General features: G+C 33.4%; 26 protein-coding genes and 1 tRNA gene. 13 read left to right on the top strand and 14 right to left on the bottom strand.

Features of this window, described 5'->3' with window-relative positions; translation table 11 throughout:
- Positions 1–76: 76 nt before the first annotated feature.
- Positions 77–706, top strand: coding sequence for a 16S rRNA (guanine(527)-N(7))-methyltransferase RsmG (rsmG, locus tag ACN5J3_RS04470; protein WP_418510913.1), 630 nt, complete (start codon positions 77–79; stop codon positions 704–706).
- A gap of 3 nt (positions 707–709) precedes the next feature.
- Here the strand turns inward: rsmG and ACN5J3_RS04465 are convergent, their stop codons facing one another.
- On the bottom strand, positions 710–3,088 hold the full coding sequence (locus ACN5J3_RS04465; protein ID WP_418510912.1) for a T9SS type A sorting domain-containing protein: 2,379 nt from the start codon (positions 3,086–3,088) through the stop codon (positions 710–712).
- A gap of 129 nt (positions 3,089–3,217) precedes the next feature.
- Positions 3,218–4,843, bottom strand: a complete 1,626-nt coding sequence (gene pruA, locus ACN5J3_RS04460) for an L-glutamate gamma-semialdehyde dehydrogenase (RefSeq protein ID WP_418510911.1) — start codon at positions 4,841–4,843, stop codon at positions 3,218–3,220.
- 148 nt (positions 4,844–4,991) lie between these two features.
- Between pruA and ACN5J3_RS04455 the strand changes: the two genes are divergently transcribed.
- Both ACN5J3_RS04455 and ACN5J3_RS04450 read left to right on the top strand, forming a co-directional pair.
- Entirely contained in the window at positions 4,992–5,717 is a 726-nt protein-coding gene (locus tag ACN5J3_RS04455) for an NRDE family protein (RefSeq protein WP_418510910.1), read from the top strand.
- Positions 5,710–6,699, top strand: a complete 990-nt coding sequence (locus ACN5J3_RS04450) for a DUF6695 family protein (protein WP_418510909.1) — start codon at positions 5,710–5,712, stop codon at positions 6,697–6,699. Before ACN5J3_RS04455 ends, ACN5J3_RS04450 begins: the two co-directional genes overlap by 8 nt.
- Here ACN5J3_RS04450 and apaG read toward each other — a convergent pair.
- Both apaG and ACN5J3_RS04440 read right to left on the bottom strand, forming a co-directional pair.
- On the bottom strand, positions 6,696–7,082 hold the full coding sequence (gene apaG, locus ACN5J3_RS04445) for a Co2+/Mg2+ efflux protein ApaG (RefSeq protein ID WP_417290293.1): 387 nt from the start codon (positions 7,080–7,082) through the stop codon (positions 6,696–6,698). The two genes, ACN5J3_RS04450 and apaG, sit on opposite strands and share 4 nt — an antisense overlap.
- Positions 7,083–7,177: 95 nt before the next feature.
- The gene (locus tag ACN5J3_RS04440; protein ID WP_418510908.1) at positions 7,178–8,431 is read right to left on the bottom strand and encodes a type IX secretion system plug protein domain-containing protein; all 1,254 of its coding nucleotides are present in this window, start codon (positions 8,429–8,431) and stop codon (positions 7,178–7,180) included.
- 169 nt (positions 8,432–8,600) lie between these two features.
- On the opposite strand from ACN5J3_RS04440, the gene ACN5J3_RS04435 reads away from it, so the two are divergent.
- From ACN5J3_RS04435 to nqrF, 6 genes are read left to right on the top strand one after another with little or no spacing between them, the layout of a single operon-like run.
- Complete coding sequence (locus tag ACN5J3_RS04435) at positions 8,601–9,956, top strand: Na(+)-translocating NADH-quinone reductase subunit A (protein WP_418510907.1); 1,356 nt, start codon at positions 8,601–8,603, stop codon at positions 9,954–9,956.
- Positions 9,956–11,155, top strand: a complete 1,200-nt coding sequence (locus ACN5J3_RS04430; RefSeq protein ID WP_417290290.1) for an NADH:ubiquinone reductase (Na(+)-transporting) subunit B — start codon at positions 9,956–9,958, stop codon at positions 11,153–11,155. Before ACN5J3_RS04435 ends, ACN5J3_RS04430 begins: the two co-directional genes overlap by 1 nt.
- A 4-nt stretch (positions 11,156–11,159) precedes the next feature.
- Positions 11,160–11,909, top strand: coding sequence for a Na(+)-translocating NADH-quinone reductase subunit C (locus ACN5J3_RS04425; RefSeq protein ID WP_418510906.1), 750 nt, complete (start codon positions 11,160–11,162; stop codon positions 11,907–11,909).
- A gap of 4 nt (positions 11,910–11,913) precedes the next feature.
- Complete coding sequence (locus tag ACN5J3_RS04420) at positions 11,914–12,558, top strand: NADH:ubiquinone reductase (Na(+)-transporting) subunit D (RefSeq protein ID WP_344726022.1); 645 nt, start codon at positions 11,914–11,916, stop codon at positions 12,556–12,558.
- Positions 12,559–12,608: 50 nt separating this feature from the next.
- Positions 12,609–13,328, top strand: coding sequence for an NADH:ubiquinone reductase (Na(+)-transporting) subunit E (nqrE, locus tag ACN5J3_RS04415; protein WP_418508448.1), 720 nt, complete (start codon positions 12,609–12,611; stop codon positions 13,326–13,328).
- A gap of 4 nt (positions 13,329–13,332) precedes the next feature.
- Complete coding sequence (gene nqrF, locus ACN5J3_RS04410) at positions 13,333–14,640, top strand: NADH:ubiquinone reductase (Na(+)-transporting) subunit F (protein WP_344729263.1); 1,308 nt, start codon at positions 13,333–13,335, stop codon at positions 14,638–14,640.
- A 50-nt stretch (positions 14,641–14,690) separates the two neighbouring features.
- Here the strand turns inward: nqrF and ACN5J3_RS04405 are convergent, their stop codons facing one another.
- On the bottom strand, positions 14,691–15,065 hold the full coding sequence (locus ACN5J3_RS04405; protein ID WP_418510905.1) for a cupin domain-containing protein: 375 nt from the start codon (positions 15,063–15,065) through the stop codon (positions 14,691–14,693).
- Between the two features lie 131 nt (positions 15,066–15,196).
- Between ACN5J3_RS04405 and ACN5J3_RS04400 the strand changes: the two genes are divergently transcribed.
- Both ACN5J3_RS04400 and ACN5J3_RS04395 read left to right on the top strand, forming a co-directional pair.
- Entirely contained in the window at positions 15,197–15,574 is a 378-nt protein-coding gene (locus ACN5J3_RS04400) for a Na(+)-translocating NADH-quinone reductase subunit F (RefSeq protein ID WP_417290285.1), read from the top strand.
- Complete coding sequence (locus tag ACN5J3_RS04395) at positions 15,575–16,558, top strand: FAD:protein FMN transferase (protein WP_418510904.1); 984 nt, start codon at positions 15,575–15,577, stop codon at positions 16,556–16,558. It begins immediately after the preceding gene.
- Between the two features lie 17 nt (positions 16,559–16,575).
- On the opposite strand, the gene ACN5J3_RS04390 is transcribed toward ACN5J3_RS04395, so the two are convergent.
- Genes ACN5J3_RS04390 through gpmI form a run of 6 tightly spaced genes read right to left on the bottom strand, consistent with a single transcriptional unit; the run spans position 16,576 to position 21,309 of the window.
- Positions 16,576–16,944 carry a DUF423 domain-containing protein gene (locus ACN5J3_RS04390; protein ID WP_418510903.1) on the bottom strand — a complete coding sequence of 123 codons (369 nt, stop codon included), beginning with the start codon at positions 16,942–16,944 and terminating at the stop codon, positions 16,576–16,578.
- An 8-nt stretch (positions 16,945–16,952) separates the two neighbouring features.
- Positions 16,953–17,717: a class I SAM-dependent methyltransferase gene (locus ACN5J3_RS04385; protein WP_418510902.1), complete on the bottom strand. Its 765-nt coding sequence runs from the start codon at positions 17,715–17,717 to the stop codon at positions 16,953–16,955.
- Between the two features lie 5 nt (positions 17,718–17,722).
- Complete coding sequence (locus ACN5J3_RS04380; protein ID WP_418510901.1) at positions 17,723–18,505, bottom strand: DUF3050 domain-containing protein; 783 nt, start codon at positions 18,503–18,505, stop codon at positions 17,723–17,725.
- Between the two features lie 9 nt (positions 18,506–18,514).
- Entirely contained in the window at positions 18,515–19,333 is an 819-nt protein-coding gene (gene map / locus ACN5J3_RS04375) for a type I methionyl aminopeptidase (RefSeq protein WP_262732105.1), read from the bottom strand.
- Position 19,334: 1 nt separating this feature from the next.
- Positions 19,335–19,748, bottom strand: coding sequence for a BT0820 family HAD-type phosphatase (locus ACN5J3_RS04370; protein ID WP_418510900.1), 414 nt, complete (start codon positions 19,746–19,748; stop codon positions 19,335–19,337).
- 43 nt (positions 19,749–19,791) lie between these two features.
- A complete protein-coding gene (gene gpmI, locus ACN5J3_RS04365) occupies positions 19,792–21,309 on the bottom strand; it encodes a 2,3-bisphosphoglycerate-independent phosphoglycerate mutase (RefSeq protein ID WP_417290279.1) in 1,518 nt (505 codons plus the stop codon).
- Between the two features lie 266 nt (positions 21,310–21,575).
- Here gpmI and ACN5J3_RS04360 point away from each other — a divergent pair, with 266 nt between their 5' ends.
- Positions 21,576–21,968: an ankyrin repeat domain-containing protein gene (locus tag ACN5J3_RS04360; protein ID WP_418510899.1), complete on the top strand. Its 393-nt coding sequence runs from the start codon at positions 21,576–21,578 to the stop codon at positions 21,966–21,968.
- Positions 21,969–22,032: 64 nt separating this feature from the next.
- On the opposite strand, the gene ACN5J3_RS04355 is transcribed toward ACN5J3_RS04360, so the two are convergent.
- Together ACN5J3_RS04355 and ACN5J3_RS04350 are read right to left on the bottom strand one after the other, a co-directional pair.
- Complete coding sequence (locus ACN5J3_RS04355) at positions 22,033–22,809, bottom strand: M48 family metalloprotease (protein ID WP_418510898.1); 777 nt, start codon at positions 22,807–22,809, stop codon at positions 22,033–22,035.
- A gap of 49 nt (positions 22,810–22,858) precedes the next feature.
- Complete coding sequence (locus ACN5J3_RS04350) at positions 22,859–23,800, bottom strand: GNAT family N-acetyltransferase (RefSeq protein ID WP_418510897.1); 942 nt, start codon at positions 23,798–23,800, stop codon at positions 22,859–22,861.
- Positions 23,801–23,865: 65 nt separating this feature from the next.
- Here ACN5J3_RS04350 and ACN5J3_RS04345 point away from each other — a divergent pair.
- Positions 23,866–23,938, top strand: a tRNA-Gly gene (locus tag ACN5J3_RS04345).
- 29 nt (positions 23,939–23,967) lie between these two features.
- Here ACN5J3_RS04345 and pepE read toward each other — a convergent pair.
- Positions 23,968–24,675 (bottom strand): dipeptidase PepE, encoded by a 708-nt coding sequence (pepE, locus tag ACN5J3_RS04340; RefSeq protein WP_418510896.1) that lies wholly within the window; start codon positions 24,673–24,675, stop codon positions 23,968–23,970.
- Between the last annotated feature and the right edge of the window lie 89 nt (positions 24,676–24,764).

Raw genomic sequence — 24,764 nt, 5'->3', positions numbered from 1 at the left:
ATATGGTGGTATCTTAATAAACTTTTCACAAAAAAATGCACAAGAAATTAGCTATTTTTGCACAAAAATTTACAATATGGAGCTTATACAGAAATACTTCCCAAACTTAACTGATGATCAAATTGAAAAGTTTAAAAAGCTTGAATCACTATACCAAGATTGGAATTTAAAAATAAATGTTGTATCCAGAAAAGATATAGATGAGCTGTATTTGCGACATGTTTTACACTCTTTAGCTATTGCAAAAGTTATGCCGTTTAATCCGGGTGCAAAAATTATGGATGTTGGTACTGGTGGTGGTTTTCCTGGTGTTCCTTTAGCAATTTTGTATCCTGATTGTTCATTTCATTTAGTAGATAGTATTGCTAAAAAACTTAAAGTGGTAAATGAGGTTGTTGAAGGATTAGGTTTGACTAATGTGAAAACAACACATACACGCGTAGAAGATATAAATGAAACCTACGATTTTATAGTAAGTAGAGCTGTTGCTGCAATGCCTACGTTTGTACATTGGGTAAAAGGTAAAGTAGCTAAAAAACAAAATCACGAACTTAAAAATGGGATATTGTACCTTAAAGGAGGTGATTTATCTGAAGAGCTTCAAGATTATAAGTCTGCAACTATATACAACATTACTGATTTTTATGACGAAGATTTTTTCGACACAAAAAAAGTAGTGCATTTACCTATGAAATTTAAGGGTTAAACTCTATTTAACTAACAGTTTTATTCTTAAGGATTGCGTGTTTTGGGTTTCAATATTTAAAATATATAAGCCTGAAGCTATATTTATTGGTATGCTTGTTAGCTTGTTTAAAGTTAAAGTTTGTGTGTAAACCAGCTTACCTGTTGTGTCTACTATAGATATTTTAGTGTTATCATACTGATGAGAGCTTAATATTGTTAAATTGTTTCTTACAGGATTTTGGGTTAATCTAATAGTGTTATTAGGTTGTAAGATGTTTGTAGATAATGTTTCTTGAAATATTTCATTTAAAGCAAAATCGACATTTTGTTCGGTCAATGTTACATGAGGTTCATTTTCCTCTGGCATATACCAAGCGTCAAAAGGAGTGATGTTATTTACACCTCTAGATGATGTGATTCCTGTAGGTGAGTGAAACCAATTTATTTCATTAGAAGTTATTTGAAAAGCCATAGCGCTTACAGTTGGTATGAAATTAAAAAAATCAGTTTTTAGTGCATTTAAAAATTCCCCAACAAGTCCGTTGGTATCCAAGTCTTCTGTCAATCCACCAATATCAAATAGTCCGCCTGATGCAGCGTCAATTCCGTTAGAGTATGAAAAAGAGCTACTACTAGCATTGTTTACTCTGTCATTCGCTAAAGGAAACCACCAAGCAAAATCTAAATGAACTTTACTGGTTGTTAGTTGAGACCCTGCATTTGGAGTAAAGTAAGTTTGCACTTTAAGATCTGCACCTGTCATAATGTTTATATCAGCATTTAGAATTTGACTTCCAGGAACTAAATCATTTGATGCAGCAGAATTATCTTGATAACGATTATTACTACCACTACCGTTTATAATAGAAACTTTACGAGGTAATTCTGGAAATCCAGAGTCTGTTAGTGCATTTATTCTAGAGTCTAAAATGCTTTTGTAATTATGCGCTCTTGGTAACGATAAGGAACTGTTGAAGGTAACGCCATCACTATTTGTAATATGTGGTTCAAACTGATCAGTCAGCATTTGTCTTGCTGCAGATGATGTTAACATGCCATTGATAATAGGTTGTAACTCCTCAACATTTTGATCGCCTAAAACCCAAAAATCATCTAGTCCAAAGGCTAAAAAATTAAACTGATGCTGAAATCCAATAGGGACATTGGCACCGTGATGTGGAGAGTCAAAAGAAATCCATAGCCTTGTGTCGTGATTCATATTAACGTTTTCCATATAATTTAGAGCATAACGTGAAATTAATCCGCCCATGCTTGGTCCTATTATTACATTTTGATTGGTGCCTATTTTTTCTGAATTAATGTGGTTTATTAAATCAACGAGTAACATAGCGTTACGCTCAATAAAATCTACACCGCCATCAATGATAGCTGTATCTGAAAGTCTTGTGTAAACAGGGAAGTTTAATATGATTATGTCATAACCTTCTTCACGAACTAAATCTCCTAAATTTGACGTAGTGCCATCAGATTCAAAATTTAATAATTCATAAATTCCAGAAATACGTCTTCCGTCACCAGGATCAAAACCATCAACAAGAAAAATTGGCTTATCAAGGATGTTATCGCTGCTTAAAAACAACTCATACTCGCCAACACCAGGATACGATGTGGTTTCTCCGTAAGGACTTAAATCGGCAATAGTGCTTCCTGTAAAGGTGGTTATACTGCGGTTGTAATATTGTTCTAAATCTTCATTAGAATATGTTATGTTTATTGTGGCTGTTCGCGTTATAATGGTATTATCAGACAGTGTTAATCTAAAAGTTATATTTTTCTCTCCTGCCTCAAGATAGTTTACAGTAATATTCTCATTAGTATTTATGTTTCTAAAGCCAAGGTCATCATTAAAATCTATTTCAATGAGGTTTATTGCGTTGTTTGTGGTGTTTATAATATTGTCTTCTGATAGGTTGAAAGTTGTTAGTAATCCTCTTTTTTGTGAGCGTAAAGGTGAGGCAATGCTTATGTGTTCTCTTTTAAAAAGGTTTTCTTGAAGGTTGTTTCTAATTAAATAACCTTCTGAATCTCTAGAAACAGCGTTGTTTTGTAAAGCTTCATTAGTAAAAGATTCAAATTCTGAATGTAAAATAGCAAGTGGAATAATATTGGTAAAATAGCTTTCCTTTTCTGTTGCCTTAATGCTAGACAAAGGTTTTAACCTATTTTGTAAATCTCCATGGGCAATAGCTTTGTATGCTTGATAGAAGTTTGAAGTATTTATAGTTTTTTTGTTGTAATCTATAATGTTTAATATAGGGGAACTAGGTATTAATACAGAGGTTTCCATACCTAGAGTGTTGAATTTTTGAAATGGATTTTTGTTTTGGGAATAGATGATTGAGGTGGCAAGAAGTAGGAAAAGAAAATAACTTTTTTTCATATACATTAGTTTGTTAATTACATAAATATAGACAACTAATTGATTGTTTACTAGTAGTATGGATGAATAACCAAAAAAGCCTTTAAAATGAAAATTTTAAAGGCTTTTTGAATAAAAGTTATATATTAATTATCCTAAAAATGGATATCTGTAATCTGTAGGAGTTACAAAAGTTTCTTTTACCATTCTTGGTGATACCCAACGTAATAAGTTTTGAGCAGAACCAGCTTTGTCATTGGTTCCTGATGCTCTTGCACCACCAAAAGGTTGTTGACCAACAACAGCTCCTGTAGGTTTGTCATTGATATAGAAGTTACCTGCGCTATTTTGTAAGGCTTTAGTAGCTTCATCAATAGCATATCTGTCTGTTGATAGAATAGCACCTGTTAATGCATATTCGCTAGTTTCGTCAACTAATTTTAAAGTTTCAGAATATTGGTTTTCATCATATACATAAATAGTGATTACAGGACCAAATAATTCTGTACACATGGTTGTGTATTTTGGGTTTGTAGTCAAAATAACTGTTGGTTCAATAAAATACCCTTTAGACTTATCATAGTTTCCACCTACAATAATTTCAGCGTCTGCATCAGCTTTTGCACCATCAATATACTTTGCTAATTTATCAAACGAGCCTTCGTGAATAACAGCTGTAATAAAGTTGCTCATATCTTCTGGAGAACCCATCTTGAATGATTTAACATCTTCTATTACAAAGTTTTTAACGTCTTCCCAAAGGTTTGAAGGAATATAAGCTCTAGATGCTGCACTACATTTTTGTCCTTGAAATTCAAAAGCACCACGAACAATAGCTGTTGCTACTTGTTTAGCATTTGCAGATTTGTGAGCAACGATGAAATCTTTTCCTCCAGTTTCACCTACAATTCTTGGATAGGTTTTGTAGTTGTGAATGTTGTTTCCTATTTGTTTCCAAAGGTCTTTAAAAACGTGTGTAGAACCTGTAAAGTGTAATCCAGAAAAATCAGGACTAGCCATTACTGTATCAGTAATCATAACAGGATCTCCAAACACAACGTTGATAACGCCATCAGGAACACCAGCTTCTCTAAATACATCCATAATAACTTTTGCAGAGTAAATTTGACTATCGCTTGGTTTCCAAACAACAACATTTCCCATTAAAGCCATACAAGCTGGTAAGTTTCCAGCAATAGCTGTAAAGTTAAATGGTGTAACTGCGTAAGTGAATCCTTCTAACGGACGATATTCAATACGGTTCCAAGCATCGCTTGTGCTTTCTGGTTGGTCCATGTAAATGTCAGTCATAAACTGAACATTAAAACGTAGGAAATCTATCAATTCACAAGCCGAATCAATTTCTGCTTGATGAATTGTTTTAGATTGCGCTATCATTGTAGCAGCATTTATTTTAGCTCTGTAAGGACCTGCGATTAATTCAGCAGCTTTTAAAAAGATACCAGCACGGTGTTCCCAAGGTAATTGAGACCACGTTTTTCTTGCTTCAAGTGCAGTTGCTATAGCTTCTTCTACGTGAGATTTTTCAGCTAAATGATACGTTCCCACAATATGTTGATGATCATGAGGAGGCGACATGGTTCTGGTGTTACCTGTTTCAACATCTTTTCCGTTGATATATAAAGGTACATCTACTTTACTGTTGAACATCTCTTTGTATGCGTTTAAAACAGCATCTCTTTCTGGAGAACCAGGTGCGTAAGATTTTACAGGCTCATTGACTGCAATCGGTACATTAAAGAATCCTTTTCCCATGAGTTTATTTTATTTAAATAGTTATTATAATTTTATGGCAAAGGTATGATTTTTTGACTATTCAAAAGATTGAACACTAATAAATCCACGTTAAAAAAGTTTCTCTTTTTTTTGTAAGTTGCTAACTCATTTGCTGACTATAAGTTTTATGTGTACTGTGACTATAATCCCTAAAGGGAATAACGATTTTATTTTAACCTCTAATAGAGACGAAGCGCCTAATAGAAAAACAATAGATCCTGATTTTTATTTAGAAAATGATACCATGTTATTGTATCCTAAAGATGGTTTAGCAGGAGGAACATGGGTTGGTGTTAGTGAGAAAAACCGTTTGATTTGTTTGCTTAACGGAGGTTTTACATTGCATGAACGTCAAGAAAACTACAGATTAAGCAGAGGAGTTGTTGTAAAAGATTTGTTGATATCAAATGATGTTATGCAATCTATAAACGCCTACAATTTAGATCAAGTTGAGCCTTTTACTATAGTTGTGGTTGATTGGAATTCGCAATTAAAGTTTTATGAATTAGTTTGGGATGGCGAAAAGAAGCATGTTTCAGAACTGCCTTTAAAACCTAGATTATGGTCATCTTCTACCTTGTATAACGAATCGATGAAAGAGGAGCGAAAATTGTGGTTTGAAGATTTTAAAGAAAAGGCTGTTTTTACACCAGAAAGTATGCTTCATTTCCATAAAACTACGTATAAAGAAAATAAAGTTTACGGATTGGTTATGGATAGAGATTTTGTGAAAACAACAAGTATAACACAAATAACAAAAACTTCTGATAAGGTTGAAATGCGCTTTGAGAACTTACAAAAGAACGAAGTTATAACGTCAACGTTTCTATTTTCTGAATGTGCTCATGACTAATACCGGAATTATCTTAACATTAGCTTACCCCGAAACCATAGTGCTTCATGCAGAAGAATGGTATTCTCCGCTTTTAAAATATGTTGGAATAGGTAATAAAACACATGTGAGAGCGGGACATGCTGCGTTGGTTTTAATTGAAAAATCAACCGGGATATTAGAGTATCATGATTTTGGTCGTTATATAACGCCTGAACCTAATGGTCGTGTAAGAGGTAAAGACACAGATTGTGAACTAGATTTTCCTATTATTGCTGATATTGAAAATGATACTGTTTTAAACCTAGAGGACATTCTTGAGTTTTTAGCTACACATCCTAAACTAACGCATGGAGATGGTACGTTGTATGCTTCGGTTTGTAGTCAGGTTGATTATAAAAAAGCCAGATCTCACATCAGTCAAATGCAAAATTTGCATTTTATTCGTTATGCTGCTTTTATAAAAAAAGCATGTAATTGCGCGCGATTTGTAACTGATACCTTGATAGCTTCTGTGTCAAATGCAAAGGTTAAGAGAAAACTAAAAAACTCTAAACGTTTTACACCAAGTACAGTTGGTAATGTTGTATTGGCGGATACCGAAAATTATGTATATGAAGTAAGTGATAAAGGACATGTTTCAGCTTTTACATCGTCAGTAAGACGCATAAATAGAGCGTGTTTTCTAGATAGGCTAAAAGGTTATACTCCAAATTTACAAGGGACTACCAATCCTAAAGAAGTTTCAAATAAATTACATCATGCGCAATGGTTGTCTGGTATTGCAGCAGGAGCTTGGTTTGAGTTAACAGCGCTTAATGAAAAAGATTTTAGATATAGACGTATTTCTCCTTATGGAAATGTTGATGTTGACGCAACTTATCAAGTAAATAGTGAGGATTTTGACTATTCACAGCCGTATACTTTTGAGCACTATTCAAACTGTAAGTTTTTTCATGTAAAACAGCATGATCAACTTTTTAGATTTGATAGGAAATCTTAATTAAGAGCAAAAGGAGCACTTAACTTAAATGATGGAATGGCAACCTTAAATTTCTTTGTGGTTGTGAAGTTTACCATGCTGTAGTAACCTTGCATGGCCCCAAAAGGGGATGTTAGTAAGCATCCGGAAGTGTATGTGTGAGATTCTCCTGGTTTTAAAACAGGTTTTTTCCCTATAACGCCTTCACCAGAAACAATTTCAACATTGTTTAAAGCATCTTTTATTGTCCAGTGTCGGGCATAAAGTTGAACAGAATCTTTACTCTGGTTTTCAATAGTTACTTTATAGCCATAAGCAAACTGTATTTTATAATTTTTATAAAAAGTGCCTTCAAAGGTTGTTTCAACCGATATTTTTATGCCTTTTGTAACTTGTTGAACCATATTTTTTTAGTAGCTCATAGTATTTGAGTTATGCTAAATTAATAAAATAAAAGATATTACGGAAAAATCCTGTAATTACTCGATTAAATAACGCTTTAGTTAGATATGTCAACGGATGAAGCTTCGCCAATACCAATTAATTTATCATACCTAGCACCTAGCTCTCTGTAATAAACAAGTACCTTATAGTTGTTTTCTGTTTGGTAAAAGTTTCCTCCAATAGCGCCTTCGTCAATATTATTATTTTTATCAACAACAACATATTTGTAACTATAAAAACCTTGTTTTAGTAGTAATTCTGTAAAATATGCTCCTGATGCATCATCATAAGTCATTTTATTACTGTCTTCAAGGGCGTAATTATTAAAGTTACCGTAAACGTAAATAGACTTTCCATCGGTCATTTTTGGAGCCAATAAAGAAAAGTGAATCCATGCATAATCGGCTTCAATATCTGGATTATCAGCATCAATAGCGGTAATTAAAAAGTTTCCGTTTATGTCAGGATTGTATGTGTAAGGTTTGTTGGCTCGTACTGTGTTTGTAAAAAGATAATTGTGATAGAGATCTTTTAACTCTATGGATTGAATACCTGTGTTTGCAGCTCTGATATCTTTGTTTTCAAAAAACAAATATTCATTTCCAGCCCAAAAACTTGATTCGTTTGTGTATTTGTAAATTAACTCATTACCAATCGTGTATTGAGGTTTTAAATCTGTGATAGCGGTATTAAGATTGTTGTTTTGTATTATGACTGTTTTTACATTTTGTAAAGGATTGTTAAAGCGAATTCCTGTAGCATTTACAACAATATCAACACTTTGTTTGCCTTCAATAAACTTTACATTTCTAGAGCGTTTTATGTTAACACCAACACTAGCTCCATTTTCATAAACCATAAATTTTCTTGAAAAAACAAGTTCGTCATAATCATTAAATACTTTCAACATGTAATTCCCTGAAACTTTTAGAGAACGCGTACGATCATTTGGAATAGAAAGTTTGTAATGCGAGTAAATTTGAAATGTATTGAATGAGTTTTCGTAATTTCGTATGCGTTGATTATCAAAGCCTACCATAAATTCTGCACGAGCCAGCGGAGAAGGCGTCCAATCAAAATTATAATGTTCTATTTTGTAGTAATAATTATCTTCCTCTCCGTTTAGTGCATCAAATTCTAAAGAGATATATTCTCCAAGTCTTAAAACGGGTAATTGACTTTCTTGAGTGTTACTTCCTTTAAAAATAATGGTTTTAATGTAGTCTGGCGGATTTACTTCTGCTTCTTGAGAAAAGTTAAATAAAGGAATTAGGATAACTGCGAATAGAATTCTAATAGATAAACTCATTTAGTGCTGATATTAGTTTTGTAAAGATAAACAAAATTTATGCCTAACCGAATTGCATTATTTAGAATAAATATAAATAAATAATATAAGGCATTTTAAAAAACAATTTTTGGTATTTACTTTGTAAATTTGCACGGATTTTTAGACAACTAATTTCAATTTTATACATATGTCAAACGACATTAAGATTAAAAAAGGTCTGGACATAAACCTTAAAGGTGCTGCTGAAAAAACGACGGAAAACGCCATTATCAGCAACTACTGCACTATTAGTCCAGAAGATTTTCATAGTATTACTCCTAAACTTATAGCAAAAGAAGGCGCTAAAATAAAAGCAGGTGAAACTGTATTTTATGATAAGGCCAATGAGGCTATTAAGTTTGTTTCTCCAGTTTCTGGTGAAGTGATCGAGGTAGTACGAGGTGCAAAACGTAGAATTTTAGATATTAAAATTCAAGCAGACAAAGAACAGTTTTATCAGGATAACGGTAAGTTTGATATAGCTTCAGCTGATGCTGATGCTGTAAAATCTCACTTATTAGCATCAGGATGTTGGCCGTTTGTAAAACAGCGTCCGTATGATGTTGTTGCAAATCCTAATAAATCTCCAAAAGCGATTTTTATTTCAGGTTATGCATCAGCGCCATTAGCAGCAGATTATGATTATGTGTTGCAAGGTAAAGAGGCTGAATTACAAGCAGCAGTTTCTGCTTTAGGAAAACTAACCGAGGGTTCAGTGCATGTATCTGTAGGTAAGGGTTCTAATTCACCGTTAGCAGGATTATCTGGAGTAACAATTCATAAGGTTTCAGGACCGCATCCGTCAGGAAATGTAGGAACACAAATCAATAAAATAGATCCAATAAACAAAGGAGAAGTTGTTTGGACAGTGAACCCACAAGATCTTGTAATAATAGGAGAATTACTTTTAACGGGTAAATTTAACGCTGAGCGTGTTGTAGCTTTAGTTGGATCATCTGTAAAGAAGCCTAGATACTTTAAAACCAAAATTGGTAGTGAAGTAGCAACAATGGTTTATGATAACGGTGTTGATAAAGATGGAAATGATCGTATTATTTCTGGAAATGTATTAACAGGAAAACAAATTAAACCAGACGGAGCTTTAGATTATTATAGCAATACAATTACGGTTATTCCAGAAGGTGATGATTATGAGTTTTTTGGATGGAATAAACCTGTTTTCAATAAGATTTCTACTTCAAGAGCTATGACGTTCTCTTGGTTAAATCCAAAGAAAAAATACGATTTAAATACAAATACAAATGGTGAGCATCGTGCTTTTGTTGTAACAGGAAGCTACGAAGAAGTTTTTCCATTAGATATATACCCAATGCAAATTCTTAAAGCATGTATGTATCAAGATTTAGATGAAATGGAAGCTTTAGGTATGTACGAAGTTGCACCTGAAGATTTCGCTTTAACCGAGTTTATTTGTGTGTCTAAACAACCACATCAAAAAATTATAAGAGAAGGTTTAGACTTAATGCTTAAAGAGATAGGATAATGGGCTTAAAAAGTAATTTACATAACTTAAAAGAAAAGTATAAAGGCACCAAAATGGCGCCAGCGTTTAATGCGCTACATACATTTTTATACCTGCCAAACGAAACAACTCACAATGGAACGCACATTAAAGCTGCTGATGATTTAAAGCGTACAATGAATACGGTAATCATGGCACTAGTTCCTTGTTTAATATTTGGAATGTTTAATGCCGGTTATCAGCATTTTGCAGCAGTAGGATCACCAGTAGAATTCTTATCATGGGATGCTTTTTACATTGGTTTAATTAAAGTGTTACCATTAGTAATTGTATCGTACGGAGTTGGTCTAGCAATAGAATTTATTTTTGCTGTAATAAAAGGTCATGAAGTAGAAGAAGGTTATCTTGTTACAGGAATGCTTGTGCCGCTTATAGTACCTGTAGATATTCCGTTATGGATGCTAGCAGTAGCAGTAATATTTGGTGTAGTTATAGGAAAAGAAGTATTTGGTGGTACAGGAATGAATATTCTTAATCCAGCACTTACTATACGTGCATTTTTATTCTTTGCCTATCCAACTTGGATGTCAGGAGATAAAGTATGGGTTCATGGAGCTGTAGAGCGCGCTCAAGAAATTGCTGGCGGAGCTAATGTAGATGCTATATCAGGAGAAACAATCCTAGGAAGTTTAGCACAAGGTCACGAAGCAGGTTATTCTATAGCAGATATGTTTTACGGTTTTATACCGGGATCTGTAGGAGAAACATCTACACTTTTAATCTTACTAGGAGGTTTATTCTTAATCTTCGCTAAAATAGGAAGCTGGAGAATTATGTTATCATCTGTAATAGGCGCATTAGTAATGGGCTTAATATTTAACGGTGTTGTTGACGCTGGTTGGATTACAGAAAGTAGCAAGTTTTACGGATTAATGAGCACAGAATTTTGGCACCATTTATTAATTGGTGGATTTGCCTTTGGTACTGTGTTTATGGCAACAGATCCTGTAACCGCTTCACAAACTAATAAAGGAAAATGGATTTACGGATTTTTAGTTGGATTTATTTCTATTATGATTCGTGTATTCAACCCAGCATATCCAGAAGGAGTTATGTTAGCAATTCTGTTAATGAATGTATTTGCTCCAACTATTGACCATTATGTGGTGCAAGGAAATGTGAAAAAGAGAAAAAAACGTTTAAAAGTAAAAACAGCTTAAAAAAATGAGCAATAAAACAGATAGCAACGTATATACCATATTGTTTGCCATAGGAATGGTGATTGTAGTTGGTGCTTTATTAGCTTTTACAGCAGCATCACTTAAGCCTACAATTACTAAAAACGTAGAGTTAGAAAAACAACAAAACATCCTATACGCAATGGGTGTTAATGAAAACGATGAAAGTAGTGCAAACTTTGTGTCTACAGACGTTGCTCCAAAATTGTTTAACGAATACATTACAAAACAAATCGTTATACAAGATGGACAAGTGACAGAAGATGACGAAGCTTACTTAATTGATATTAAAAAAGCAAAAGCAAACGCTAAAGGAGATCCATCAAAAAGAAAGTTACCTTTATTTATTGGTCAAAAAGATGGCCAAACATATTACATAGCTCCAATAAGAGGAAAAGGACTTTGGGATGCTGTTTGGGCTTACATTGCTATGGATAAGGATATGGTAATACAAGGCGCTTATTTTGATCATAAAGGAGAAACACCAGGTTTAGGAGCAAACATCAAAGAGCGTTTCTTTATGGATGATTTTATAGGAGAACATTTATTAGATAGTAACGGTAACTTTAAAGGTGTTGCTATTACTAAAAGCAATGCAGATCCTACAAATCAAGATAAGACAGATAACGAAGTTGATGCTATTGCAGGTGCAACAATTACAGGTGATGGAGTGGCTGCTATGATAAAAAGTGATTTATCATTGTATGTGCCTTATTTTAAAAACTTAAAAAAATAATCTTATGGGATTACTTTCAAAAAAAGACGCAAAATTAATAACAGACCCGTTAGCAGATAACAATCCAATTACTATTCAGGTATTAGGTATTTGTTCGGCATTAGCTATTACAGCGCAATTAAAGGCTTCTATTGTAATGTCTTTATCTGTATTGTTTGTAATGGGAGCAGGAAACGTAGTAATATCATTAATACGTAACATAATCCCATCAAAGATTAGAATTATTGTTCAGCTTACAGTTGTTGCAGCATTAGTAATTATTGTAGACCAAGTATTGAAAGCTTACGCTTACTCTTTAAGTAAAGAACTTTCTGTATTTATTGGTTTAATTATTACTAACTGTATCATTATGGGACGATTTGAAGCATTTGCTTTAGGAAACGGACCATGGAGATCATTTTTGGATGGTATAGGTAATGCTTTAGGATATGCTGTTATTCTTGTTATTGTTGGTTTCTTTAGAGAACTTTTAGGTTCTGGTACTTTACTAGGATTTAAAGTATTAGGAGACCCAATAGAAAAAACAGGATTATATGCTATTGGATATGAAAATAACGGCTTCATGTTATTATCACCTATGGCCTTAATAGTAGTTGGAATCATTATTTGGGTACAACGTAGTAGAAACAAAGATTTAATTGAAGACTAAAATTGACTTGTTATTCTGAATTACTTCAGGATTTCATCAAAATATAGAATATGGAACATTTAGAATTATTTTTCAAATCAATTTTTATAGATAACATGGTATTTGCCACGTTCTTAGGGATGTGTTCTTACCTAGCTGTATCTAAAAAAGTAAGCACAGCAGTTGGTCTTGGTGCAGCTGTAATATTTGTATTAGCAGTAACTGTACCTGTAAACTGGTTATTAGATCAGTATATTTTACAACCAGGAGCATTAACTTGGTTAGGTGCAGAATATGCAGATTACGACTTAAGTTTCCTTTCTTTTATAATGTTTATTGCTACAATTGCTACCATGGTACAATTAGTAGAGATTGTGGTTGAGAAGTTTTCTCCATCACTTTATAACTCATTAGGAATTTTCTTACCGCTTATTGCTGTAAACTGTGCAATTTTAGGTGGTTCTCTTTTCATGCAGTCTAGAGAGATTGAAACAATAGGTTTAGCTTTTAACTACGGAATATCTTCTGGTATTGGTTGGTTTTTAGCAATTTTAGCTATTGCTGCAATTAGAGAAAAAATACGTTATTCAAATGTACCTGCACCTTTAAGAGGTTTAGGAATTACATTTATTATTACAGGTTTAATGGCAATTGGATTTATGAGTTTTGGTGGTATGCTAACTGGTGGAGATGAAGAAGAAGCTAAAGAAGATAAAACTGCGCAAGTAGAAGCTCCTGTAAAAGAGGAAACAATAAAAGAGATAGCTAACAACACAAAAGTAGTAGAGTAACATGATCGTATTAGTAGCAGGTACATTAGGTACAATTTTAGCAACTGTAGCAGCTTTTTTAGTAGTAACACTATTACTAGTAAGTTTGTTACTATTTGTAAAACAAAAATTATCTCCATCTGGTCCAGTTAAAATAAAAATTAACGGAGAGAAAGAAATAGAAGTAGCTTCAGGTGGTACATTATTATCAACATTAGGTAACCAAAAAATATTCTTACCATCAGCATGTGGTGGTGGTGGAACGTGTATTCAATGTGAATGTCACGTATTATCTGGAGGTGGTGAAGCGCTTCCAACAGAAACACCTCACTTTACACGTAAAGAGTTAGCACATGGAGCGCGTTTATCTTGTCAGGTAAAAGTAAAGCAAGACATGGAAATTACCATTCCAGAAGAAGTGTTTGGTATTAAGAAATGGGAAGCAGAAGTAGTTCGTAACTACAACGTAGCTTCATTCATTAAAGAGTTTGTAGTGCGTATCCCTGAAGATATGAACTATAAAGCAGGTGGATATATTCAAATAGAAATCCCTCCTTGTGAAGTAAAATATGCTGATATAGATATTACAGCACATCCAGAAGAGCATGAAACACCAGATAAGTTTCAAGCAGAATGGGATAAATTTGGTCTTTGGCCATTAGTAATGAAAAATGATGAAACAGTAGAAAGAGCTTACTCTATGGCTTCTTACCCTGCTGAAGGACGTGATATTATGCTTAATGTTCGTATTGCTACGCCGCCATGGGATCGTAACAAAAATGGTTGGATGGATGTAAATCCAGGTGTAGCTTCATCTTATATTTTTAATCAGAAACCAGGTGATAAAGTAACTATTTCTGGACCTTACGGAGAGTTCTTTATTAATGAGTCTGAAGCAGAAATGCTATATGTTGGTGGTGGAGCAGGTATGGCGCCAATGCGTTCTCACTTATATCACTTATTCAAAACATTAAAAACAGGACGTAAAGTAACATACTGGTACGGTGGTCGTTCAAAACGTGAATTATTCTATTTAGAACATTTCCGTGCTTTAGAAAGAGATTTCCCTAACTTTAAGTTCTATTTAGCATTATCTGAACCATTAGAGGAAGATAACTGGAAAGTAAAAGAAAGTATTGATGCACCAGGAGATGGGTTTGTAGGGTTTATTCACAATTGTGTTATAGATAACTACTTAAATCTACATGACGCACCAGAAGATATAGAACTATATTTCTGTGGACCTCCATTAATGAACAAAGCCGTTCAAAAAATGGGTGAAGACTTTGGAATTCCAGATGAGAACATCCGATTTGATGACTTTGGAGGATAGTAATTCTTCAGAACTAAATAATAAAAAAACCAGCTTTAATGCTGGTTTTTTTATTTGTATTCCATTATTAAAAATACACCTGTGCTATCTCCTACATTTAAAACCTTATGTGTCGTGAGACTATCTTTTTTAAAGCTGTATCCAGAAGGAACATTTACTTCGCGAGTGCCTTTGTAATCTGTAATTCTGAATTTACTCCCTTTTATGGTGTAGCCAAAATGAGGATTATGATAATGTTTTTCATGTCCTACACCAGGAGGGAAAGTGCATTTCAGTATCCTTAATTTTGAGTTGTCTTCAACAACTTTACAAACAGCCTTTCCTTTCCAACCGGCTTCTAATGGATCAGGCAAATTTTTATGATTCACCTTACATGAAATTAATAAAGTAGGCACAAAGAGTAACGTAAAAGCAATGCGTTTCATATCTTAATATATAGGTAAACAAATAGATGTTTGTTTGCAATATAAGCATATGATGTAAACTTACTACATGTTCTATTTTTTTACAATTCAAAACGCATGAGGTTTAAACAGCAAGTTTGTATCTTTGTGGTATGAGTAAACCACTAACAAAGCAAGAACTTCATAACTTGGCAATGAACCATGTTGGTAAAGATTTAGAAAAGCGTGGGTTTGAATTTGTGGCCATAAATAGTAAGTTAAAAAAGCATCCGCAGTTTGTTTGCATAGACAAAAATAGTCAGTATTATTTTGTCATTGTAAGAGCTGTTATGTTACCTGATAACCCTAATAATTATGATGTTGTTTGGATGGAAACCTTTAAAAAACATGCTAGAGAAAAAGACGCCAAAGTACTTTATGCTGGAGTTGGTTTAAGCAACCCAAATGGTGAGGATTTACCTATTTATTTTAACGAAGATTACCTAATGGAGTACAATGGTATTCAGGTTATTGAAACTAATTTAAACTAAATGAGAAAAGCTTTATATATACTTATACTTTTATTGGTGTTTTCATGTAGCAAGGAAGTAGAAAACATCAATATTTCAGGGTCGGTTTTTGGAACATCATATGCGGTAAAATATTACTCAAAAAATGATAGTAATTATCAGAAACAATTTGATAGTTTGTTTGCAGCTATAAATAAATCGATGTCTACATATATACCAGATTCAGATATTTCTAAAATAAATAAAAATGAATCCGTTAGTGTAGACCAACATTTTATAACTGTTTTCAATAAAGCAAAAGAAATTTATAATGCTACAGAAGGTGTTTTCGACCCAACAATTGGCGCAGTAGTTAACGCCTGGGATTTTGGCCCTGAAGGAAATATTGAGTCATTAGATAGCCTTAAAATAGATAGCTTAATGAAGTCTGTTGGTTTTAACAAAGTAACAAGAGACTCGCATATTATCAATAAAGAATATCCAAAAACATTTTTAGATTTTAATGCTATAGCAAAAGGTTACGGAGTGGATGTTATTGGTGAGTTTTTAGAAAGCCAGAACGTTTCCAACTATATTGTAGATATTGGAGGTGAAATTAGAACCAAAGGTGTTAATAAGGCCAAAAATCTGCCTTGGCGTGTTGGTGTTGAAAAGCCTCATTTTGATGGATCGCAATCCATTTTAAAAGCCATAGAATTAAAAGATAAAGCCATGGCGACTTCCGGGACTTATAGAAAGTTTAAAGTCGATAACAACGGAAATCGCTATTCGCATATTATTGATACTAAAACAGGTTACCCTAGTAAGACTAATTTATTGAGTATATCGGTTATTGCTGACGACTGTATGACTGCTGATGCTTATGCAACAGCATTTAAAGCTATGGGAATAGAAGGTGTTAAAACATTTTTAAAATCTCACCCAGAGTTTCAAGTGTTTTTAATTTTTGAAAATGAAAAACATGAGTTTGAGACTTTAAATCTTAATGGTTTTCCTGAGGAATAAATAGCAAACTATTTAATTTATAACGCCTGAATACAAATCAGCAACCAACCAATTACAAAAAGTAAACCTCCAAGAGGCGTAATTGGTCCTAGAAAACGTAATTTCTTTCCTTTGGCATCACTTAAAATTAAGCCATAGATACTAAAAGAAAAAAGGACAATACCTAAAGTAAAACACCAATACATAGCTGATGTAGAGAACTCTTGATTAAAACCAAGTATTAACAAAACAATAGCATGATACATTTGATATTTTACGCCAGTTTCAAAACTTTTAAGTTGATCTTCAGATAGTGTTTTCTTTAATGCATGAGCGCCAAATGCACCAAAAATTATGGCTAACATTCCAAATAAAGCGCCTGTAATTATAAATGCTTGTTGTGTCATATTAAGAGTTATTTATAAACAACCGGAATAATTTCACCTTTTGCTAAACAGTATTTATGTATGTCAGCATCAGATAACGATGCGGTGTAATCTACTTCTTCAACTTTAAAACCAATACGTCTTAATTTGTCAAAATAATCACGACCATAAATACGCACATGATCATATTGACCAAAAATTTTAGCACGTTCTTTTTTATCAGTGATGCTATCGTCTTCAAACGTTGTTTCACGGTTTAAATCTTGCGGAATTTGAAAAATACCAAAACCACCAGGCTTCATAACACGATACAATTCCTGCATGGCTTTAGTATCATCAGGAATATGCTCTAAAACATGATTGCAAAAAATAACATCATAGCTGTTATCAGCAAACGGAAGGTTACAAATATCAGCTTTTACATCAGCAATAGGTGATAGTAAATCTGTGGTTGTATAATCTATATTTTTTAGTGCTTTAAAACGTTTTAAAAAACACTGTTCTGGAGCAAAATGGAGCACTTTGTTTTTTGCTGAAAAGAAATCAGTTTCATTTTTTAAATACAACCACAACAACCTGTGACGCTCTAAACTTAAGGTTGAAGGCGACAAAACATTGTTACGTTGTGTGCCATAACCATAAGGTAAAAAGGTTTTAAAGCTTTTATCATCAATAGGATCAGTGTGGTTTTCTCCTTTTAAAAATGTTGCTATAACAGGACGTACTAAATAACTAAACCTAATTAATAACGGTCTAGGTATGAGGTTTAGTAGTATTTTAAAAAGCTTTTTCAATCAGTTTAAGCTAATATGGTTTTGTTAGAAAGTATATTTTCATAAATGCCATCCCAAAGCGCAATACGTTGTATTAATGCATCTTTAGCCACTTGTAATACATCTTGCCATTTTTGGTCGTCATTACCGCAAAGTTCTTCAATCATTTTTAATGATAAAGGTCCGTGCTCGTCTCCATCAAGCTCTATATGTCTGTTAAGATAATAGGTTAACTTGCTGTAAGAATGATCATTGGTTTGTGACTGATTGATAATTTGAAAAAACATATCAGGAATCACATCTTCACGACCAAAAGTAAATGCCGATGCTATTTTGTGAGGTTCATTTGTGCTGATAATTTCAAACGTATAGTTGATGAAATTTTCGGTAGAAGTATCTAAATTACAGTTTTTAATAGCATTTTCAAGCGAATCGCCATTATTTAAAAACTGTACTAATTGATGCATTTGAGATGTGCTAGCACCTATTTGATTCATGGCATCTAGATACATTTCGTAATGACTTTTAGGAGCTCCTAGTTCGTTAACATCGCTTTCTTCACCTAAAACAATTTCATTGATAAAACGTGCAGTCGCAGGGTTTTTTGCAGGTAACCAAGGTAACGATGTTGTTGTTAACTGGTTTTGTAGCGCTTTTAAAAGTGACATAAAATCCCAAACAGCAAATACGTGCTGTTCCATGAAAATTTTAATATCATCAGGTGTTGAAAGTGCTTTGTATAGGTCGTGATTATTTAAGGAGTCTCTTAATGATTTAAGTTCCTTTTCAATAAACTCAATGGTATTCATAATGAGGAATTAAAGAATTAAAGCTTGTTGTCTAAACTCATTTTCTTCGTCAGACGTAATGCCTAATGCTTCATAAACATAAGCAAAGGTTGATAGTATTTCAGGTTTGCCATCAACTAGAGCAACATCGTGTTCAAAATGTACACTAGGTTTTCCGTCAAGCGTTACAATTGTCCAACCATCTTTAAGTTGTTTTACACGATGTGTGCCACCATTAATCATAGGTTCAATGGCTACAACCATACCTTCTATAAACTTTTTTCCTCTACCACGTCTACCGTAATTTGGCATTTCAGGGTCTTCGTGCATTTTACGTCCAAGTCCATGTCCTACCAATTCACGCACTACACCATAACCTTGAGTTTCGCAATGGTTTTGAATGGCATAACCTACATCGCCAACACGGTTTCCAGATTTAAATTCTCTAATGCCAACGTAAAGCGATTCTTTAGTAACTTCTATAAGTTTTTTAGTTTCAGGGTCAACTTCGCCAACTTCAAAAGTGTAAGCATGGTCACCATAAAACTCGTTCATTAAAGCACCACAGTCTATAGAAACTATATCGCCATCTTCTAGTGGTCTGTCTGTAGGTAAACCATGAACAACAGCTTCATTTACACTGCAAAGTAATGTAGAAGGACAGTCGTAAAGACCTTTAAATCCAGGTAATGCACCTTGAGCTCTTATAAAATCTTCTGCAAGTTTATCTAATTGATTTGTGGTAACGCCAGCTTTTACTTCTTTAGCAAGCATACCAAGTGTTTTTGATACCACCAAAGCACTTTGGCGCATCAATTCTATTTCTTCTTTTGTTTTTACTATAATCATCTTATTTTCTTAAAAATGAAAGCCACCCTTTCTTTTTTTCTGTTTTTTTTGGGTGATGTTTTGGGTCTAAAAGCATTTGGTAAATTTCTCCCCAACCAATAAATCCACCAATATTTCTGTCGTCAATAAATAAATCAGCGTGAATTTTTCTGCTTTTAGCATAGTTATATTGTTCTTCCGGAAAACTTTTGTTTACCGCATAAAAATCAATACCGTTTTCTTTGCAGAATGTGACAGCCTCTTCTAAACGAATATCGCTACGATAAGTCCATAGAATTAATCTATGACCATCTTCTTGTAGTCGTTTTAAGGTTTCAAATGCAAATAGTTTTGGTTTTCCTATTTTAGGATAAGCATCATCTACGATGGTGCCATCAAAATCTACAGCAATAATTAGCTTGTCGTTAAAATTCATATTTTAATATTGAGTGCAAAAGTACAATAATATTAACGGTTAATTAAATCAAAGCGTGTCTATCCATTTTTTCAGGTTGAGGCACACCGATTAATTTTAAAATTGTTGGTGCTAAATCACCTAAAATGCCATCGTTTATTTGCTTTAAATCATTATCAATAAGAATAACAGGAACAGGATTTGTTGTATGTGCTGTGTTAGGGGAACCATCTGGGTTAATCATGGTTTCACAATTGCCGTGATCTGCAATTAACAGTGTTGTATATCCGTTTTCTAAAGCAGCTGTAACAACATCTTTCACGCAAGTGTCAACAGCTTCGCAGGCTTTTACTGCAGCTTCCATAACGCCTGTATGGCCAACCATATCACCGTTTGCAAAGTTAAGGCAAACAAAGTCGGTTTCACCTTTTTCTAGTTCCGGAACTAAAGCATCACGCAACTCAAAAGCGCTCATTTCAGGTTTTAAATCATAAGTAGCAACTTTTGGCGAATGTCTTAATATTCTAGATTCTCCAGGGAATGGCTCTTCTTGACCTCCAGAAAAGAAAAATGTTACGTGTGGATATTTTTCAGTTTCGGCAATTCGTATTTGTTTTTTATTGTGTTTTGATAATACTTCGCCAAGTGTATCTGTAAGATTTTCTTTGTTGTATATAACATTGATGTTTTTAAAGTTTTCATCATAATTTGTCATTGTTACATAATGCAAATCTAATTTATGCATGTTTTGTTCGTGAAAATCTTTTTGTGAAAGTGCTTCGGTAAGTTGACGACCTCTATCTGTTCTAAAATTGAAGAACACAACAACATCACCATCTTTTATTTTAGCAACAGGCTGTTTAGCATCATCAACCATTACGATTGGTTTTATAAACTCATCTGTAATATCGTTGTCATAGTTAGCGCTAATTGATTTTAAGGCATCTTGAGATTGTTCGCCCATACCATGAACTAATGCATCATAAGCAAGCTTAACACGTTCCCAACGTTTGTCTCTATCCATTGCGTAGTAACGACCTGTTATGGTTGCTAGTTGCGTGTTGGTATTTTCAATATGTTGTTGAAGTTCTGTTACAAAACCAAAGCCAGATTTAGGGTCAACATCACGACCATCAGTAAATGCGTGTATATAAGAGTTTTCTACCCCAAAAGAATTGGCGGCTTTTACTAAACCTAATAAGTGGTTAATGTGAGAGTGAACTCCACCATCACTTAATAGTCCTAAAAAATGAATGGGTTTATTGTTGGTTTTAGCATACTCAAAGGCATTGACAAGTGTTGGTTCGTCCTTAAGTGTGTTGTTTTTTACGGCTAAATTTATTTTAACTAAATCTTGATATACAATACGTCCAGCTCCTAAATTCATATGGCCAACTTCACTATTTCCCATTTGACCTTCAGGAAGACCCACATGTAACCCATCGGTTCTTAAACTTGCGTTTGGATAGTTTTTATATAAAGAATCTATAAAAGGTGTGTTTGCTTGATCTATTGCAGATACTTTAGGGTCAGGAGATGTTCCCCAACCGTCTAATATCATTAAAATAACTTTTTTATTCATGGTAATTTGCTTTGTGTGTAAAGATAGATGATTATAAGTTTTTTTGTTTAAATCTGTATTGTAAAAAACATAGTTAATTAATATTTAGATATTTTTTTAGTAATGGTTAAGATATCTTTTAAAATTAATACGGCCTTAACATATTTATGTACAAAAAGTTAAATAAATGTTATTACTCATTTTACAGTGTAACAATTAAAAAATTAAGTCGTCTCTTTAGTATATCAAAAAACAAATCATTAATCAAACAATTAAAATCTTTCATCATGAAAAAAACAATCATTATGTCCGCAATCGCATTAAGTTTTACACTAGTAACAGCTTATGCCAATCCAATTAAAGTTAACAACGATAACAGCTATGTTTTAGAGAATATAGTTGAAGCGAGCCCTTTTCACCTATCTATTGTAAAAGGTGATTTAGAGACTGTAAAAAAGTTAATTGAATTAGGTTCAAATGTTGATAAAAAATGGAATGGACTTACACCAGTTATGTATGCAGCAAAATTTAATAGAACTGAAATTTTAAAGTTGCTTATAGAAAAAGGAGCAGATTTAAAAAAGAAGTGCGACAAAGGTCATACAGCTTTAGATTATGCAGAAATGTCTAATGCAAAAGAGGCAAAAGTCATTTTAGAAAAGGAATTAGAAAAGAAGTGATTTTTTTAGAAGTTACTTTTTAAGTTGGTTAGTTGGAAAAAGCCTTGCAGTAGCAAGGCTTTTTTTATTGTGAGGTTTTATATTTTTTTATGGCTTCTTTAATTTTTTGTATTCTGTTTTCTGGGTCAGGATGTGTGCTTTGAAATTCGGGAGTGCGGTTAGGGCCAGCGGCAGATTTTAGTATTTTCATAACGCCAATCATTTCTTCTGGGTTGTACCCAGCTTTTATCATAAAACGAACCCCTAAATCATCACTTTCTAATTCATCCTCTCTACCATATTTCATGTTTATTATGTTAGCAATAGCGGCAGCGCCTTGAGCAGTATTTGGGTCAATTCCTACGGCAACACCATTAAGGAGACCTTGAGTTAAATCTTGTTTAGACATTCTATCGGCTGAATGTCTTCCTAAAACATGACCTATTTCATGGCCTAAAACACCAGCAAGTTGATCTTCGTTTTCAAGTTTTGAAAACAGGGCATACGTTATAAATATTTGTCCGCCAGGAAGAGCGAAAGCATTAATGGTTTGAGCATCAGCTAATAAATGAAAGTCATATTGATATCCGGTTTTTTTAGCAATGCTATTATTAACTAATTTTTGCCCAACATTATCAACAAAAGCTTGGTAATTGTCATCTGGATATAAGCCGCCATATTGAGCTTGCATTTGAGGAGTGCTTTGTAAGCCTATAGCTATTTCTTGTTCTTCAGAAATTGATATGTGCTGTTCTTTTCCGGTATATGGATTTGTTTCAGCACTAGAGCAATACTTAATGACTGCAAATAACACAATTGCAATACCAATTAGTAGCTTAATCTTTCGGTTTCCTGTTCTCATAATTGCTTGTTTTTAAGTAATTAAATTTACGAAACAAATCGAAAACTTTCTAAATAAATTTCTTACTCATTGTGTAATGTAACCCTATTTTAGGAATTTGAAAAGCACCTCCATTTATGTTATATCCTTGGGTTTTATAAAACGAAACAGCAATTTCTCTAGCATTAAGCCATAAACGTTCGGTTTGTAAATCTTTTAATAGTTTTTCAGCTTCTAAAATGAGTAATTCTCCCAATCCTTTTTTTTGATATGCATGTAAAATTGCCATGCCACGAAGTTGATACTGGGATTTTTCAATATAAAAATCATGCTTGTTTTTCATTAAAGTGACCACTCCAATTAATTCTTTTTTTAAATATAATCCTAAATGATATGTTGTTTTTAAGGTGTCGCCATCAAAAATACAATCTTCAATTGGACGTCCTGCTCTTAAAACAGGATGTCTTACAATATGTGTTTCATTTGCAGATATTTTTTTAACGTTTAAGTAAGGGTTCTTTGTTTTATAGAGCTTGGCAGGCATATTGTCATATATACCATTATGCAAAAATGATAAACCACATTTCTCGATAACTTTTTGAGATGCTAAATTATCTATATGGCAATGCGCATAAATATCTTTTAGTTTTAAGTTTTCAAAACCGTATTTTATTGAAGCTTTAGCGCTTTCTGTAGCATAACCGTTATTCCAGAATTTTTTATAAAAACGGTAACCTACTTCTACGAGTTTTTCTTTAGGGTGATATTTTAAGCCACACCATCCTAAAAAGGTATTATCTTCTTTAAGGCAAACAGCCCATCTACCCATGCCGTGTAATTTATATTGATTGTAGTCTTTTAGGAACATTTTAGCATCATTAATGCTATCAAAAGGAGTGTCGCCAGTATGCTTTATGACATCAAAATCGTTGTTCATGTAAAAAAAATGCTCAGCATCTTCAATAGTGAATTCTCTTAAATAGAGGCGGTTAGTTTCAATTATGCTAGTCATTGTATAAACTTCTAAATCTTTTCTTTTGTAAAATTAAATTCTTAATTATATTTGCACTCGCGATTGCGGGAGTAGCTCAGTTGGTAGAGCGTCAGCCTTCCAAGCTGAATGTCGCCGGTTCGAACCCGGTCTCCCGCTCAAAAAGCTTCACATTAGTGAAGCTTTTTTCATTTTAAAGCGTTTAGTTTAGTTCCTGAATCTACCTCATAAGGAGTTTTGTTATACTCAAAAATCCTAGCTTTATGAATTCCTTTAAGTGTAATTTCGTTGTCATTAACTTCAAGCCAACTACCTTCTCGAAGTCCTACTACTGGTTGTGTGTTATATGCATGAAATTCTTTAATTCGTGTTTCACGAGTTTCTCCCATATGTGTTGAGTTTGGAATAGGATCTAAATAATGAGGGTTTATATTAAACGGCACAAAACTTAATGTTTTAAAACTCGGAGGATAAACAATAGGCATGTCGTTTGTTGTATGCATTGTTAAGCCACAAATATTACTACCAGCACTGGTTCCTAAATAAGGGATTCCGGAATTAATACAATCTTGAAGCGGTTGTATTAAATTATTTTTATAAAGCTGATTGACTAATACAAAGGTATTCCCGCCTCCGGTAAAAATAGCTTCAGAATTTTCTATGCCTTCTATTGGGTTTTTGAATTCATGTAATCCTATAACATGTTTATTAATTTTCTTAAAGGCTTCTTTAGCTTTTAATGTGTAATCATCATGAGATATACCGCCTGGTCGGGCATAAGGAATGAATGTTACTGTGTTTATGTTTTTAAAAAAAACTGATAAATCATTGAGTAGGTATTCTAAATAACCGCTTCCATATATGGTGGATGTACTTGCTATGAGCAATTGTTTCATATCGTATAGTTTATGTAAAGGTAGGTAATCATTGGTTTTAACAAAAGTTTGTGTTCGTATTGGAATTTCTTTAAGATTTGAAAACGTTA

It is taken from the genome of Corallibacter sp. (genome assembly GCF_048381695.1).
In the GTDB taxonomy this organism is placed as follows: Bacteria; Bacteroidota; Bacteroidia; order Flavobacteriales; family Flavobacteriaceae; genus Corallibacter; species Corallibacter vietnamensis.
The sequence above is the reverse complement of the archived record's forward strand: the minus strand, read 5'-3'. Positions and strand labels throughout refer to the sequence as shown.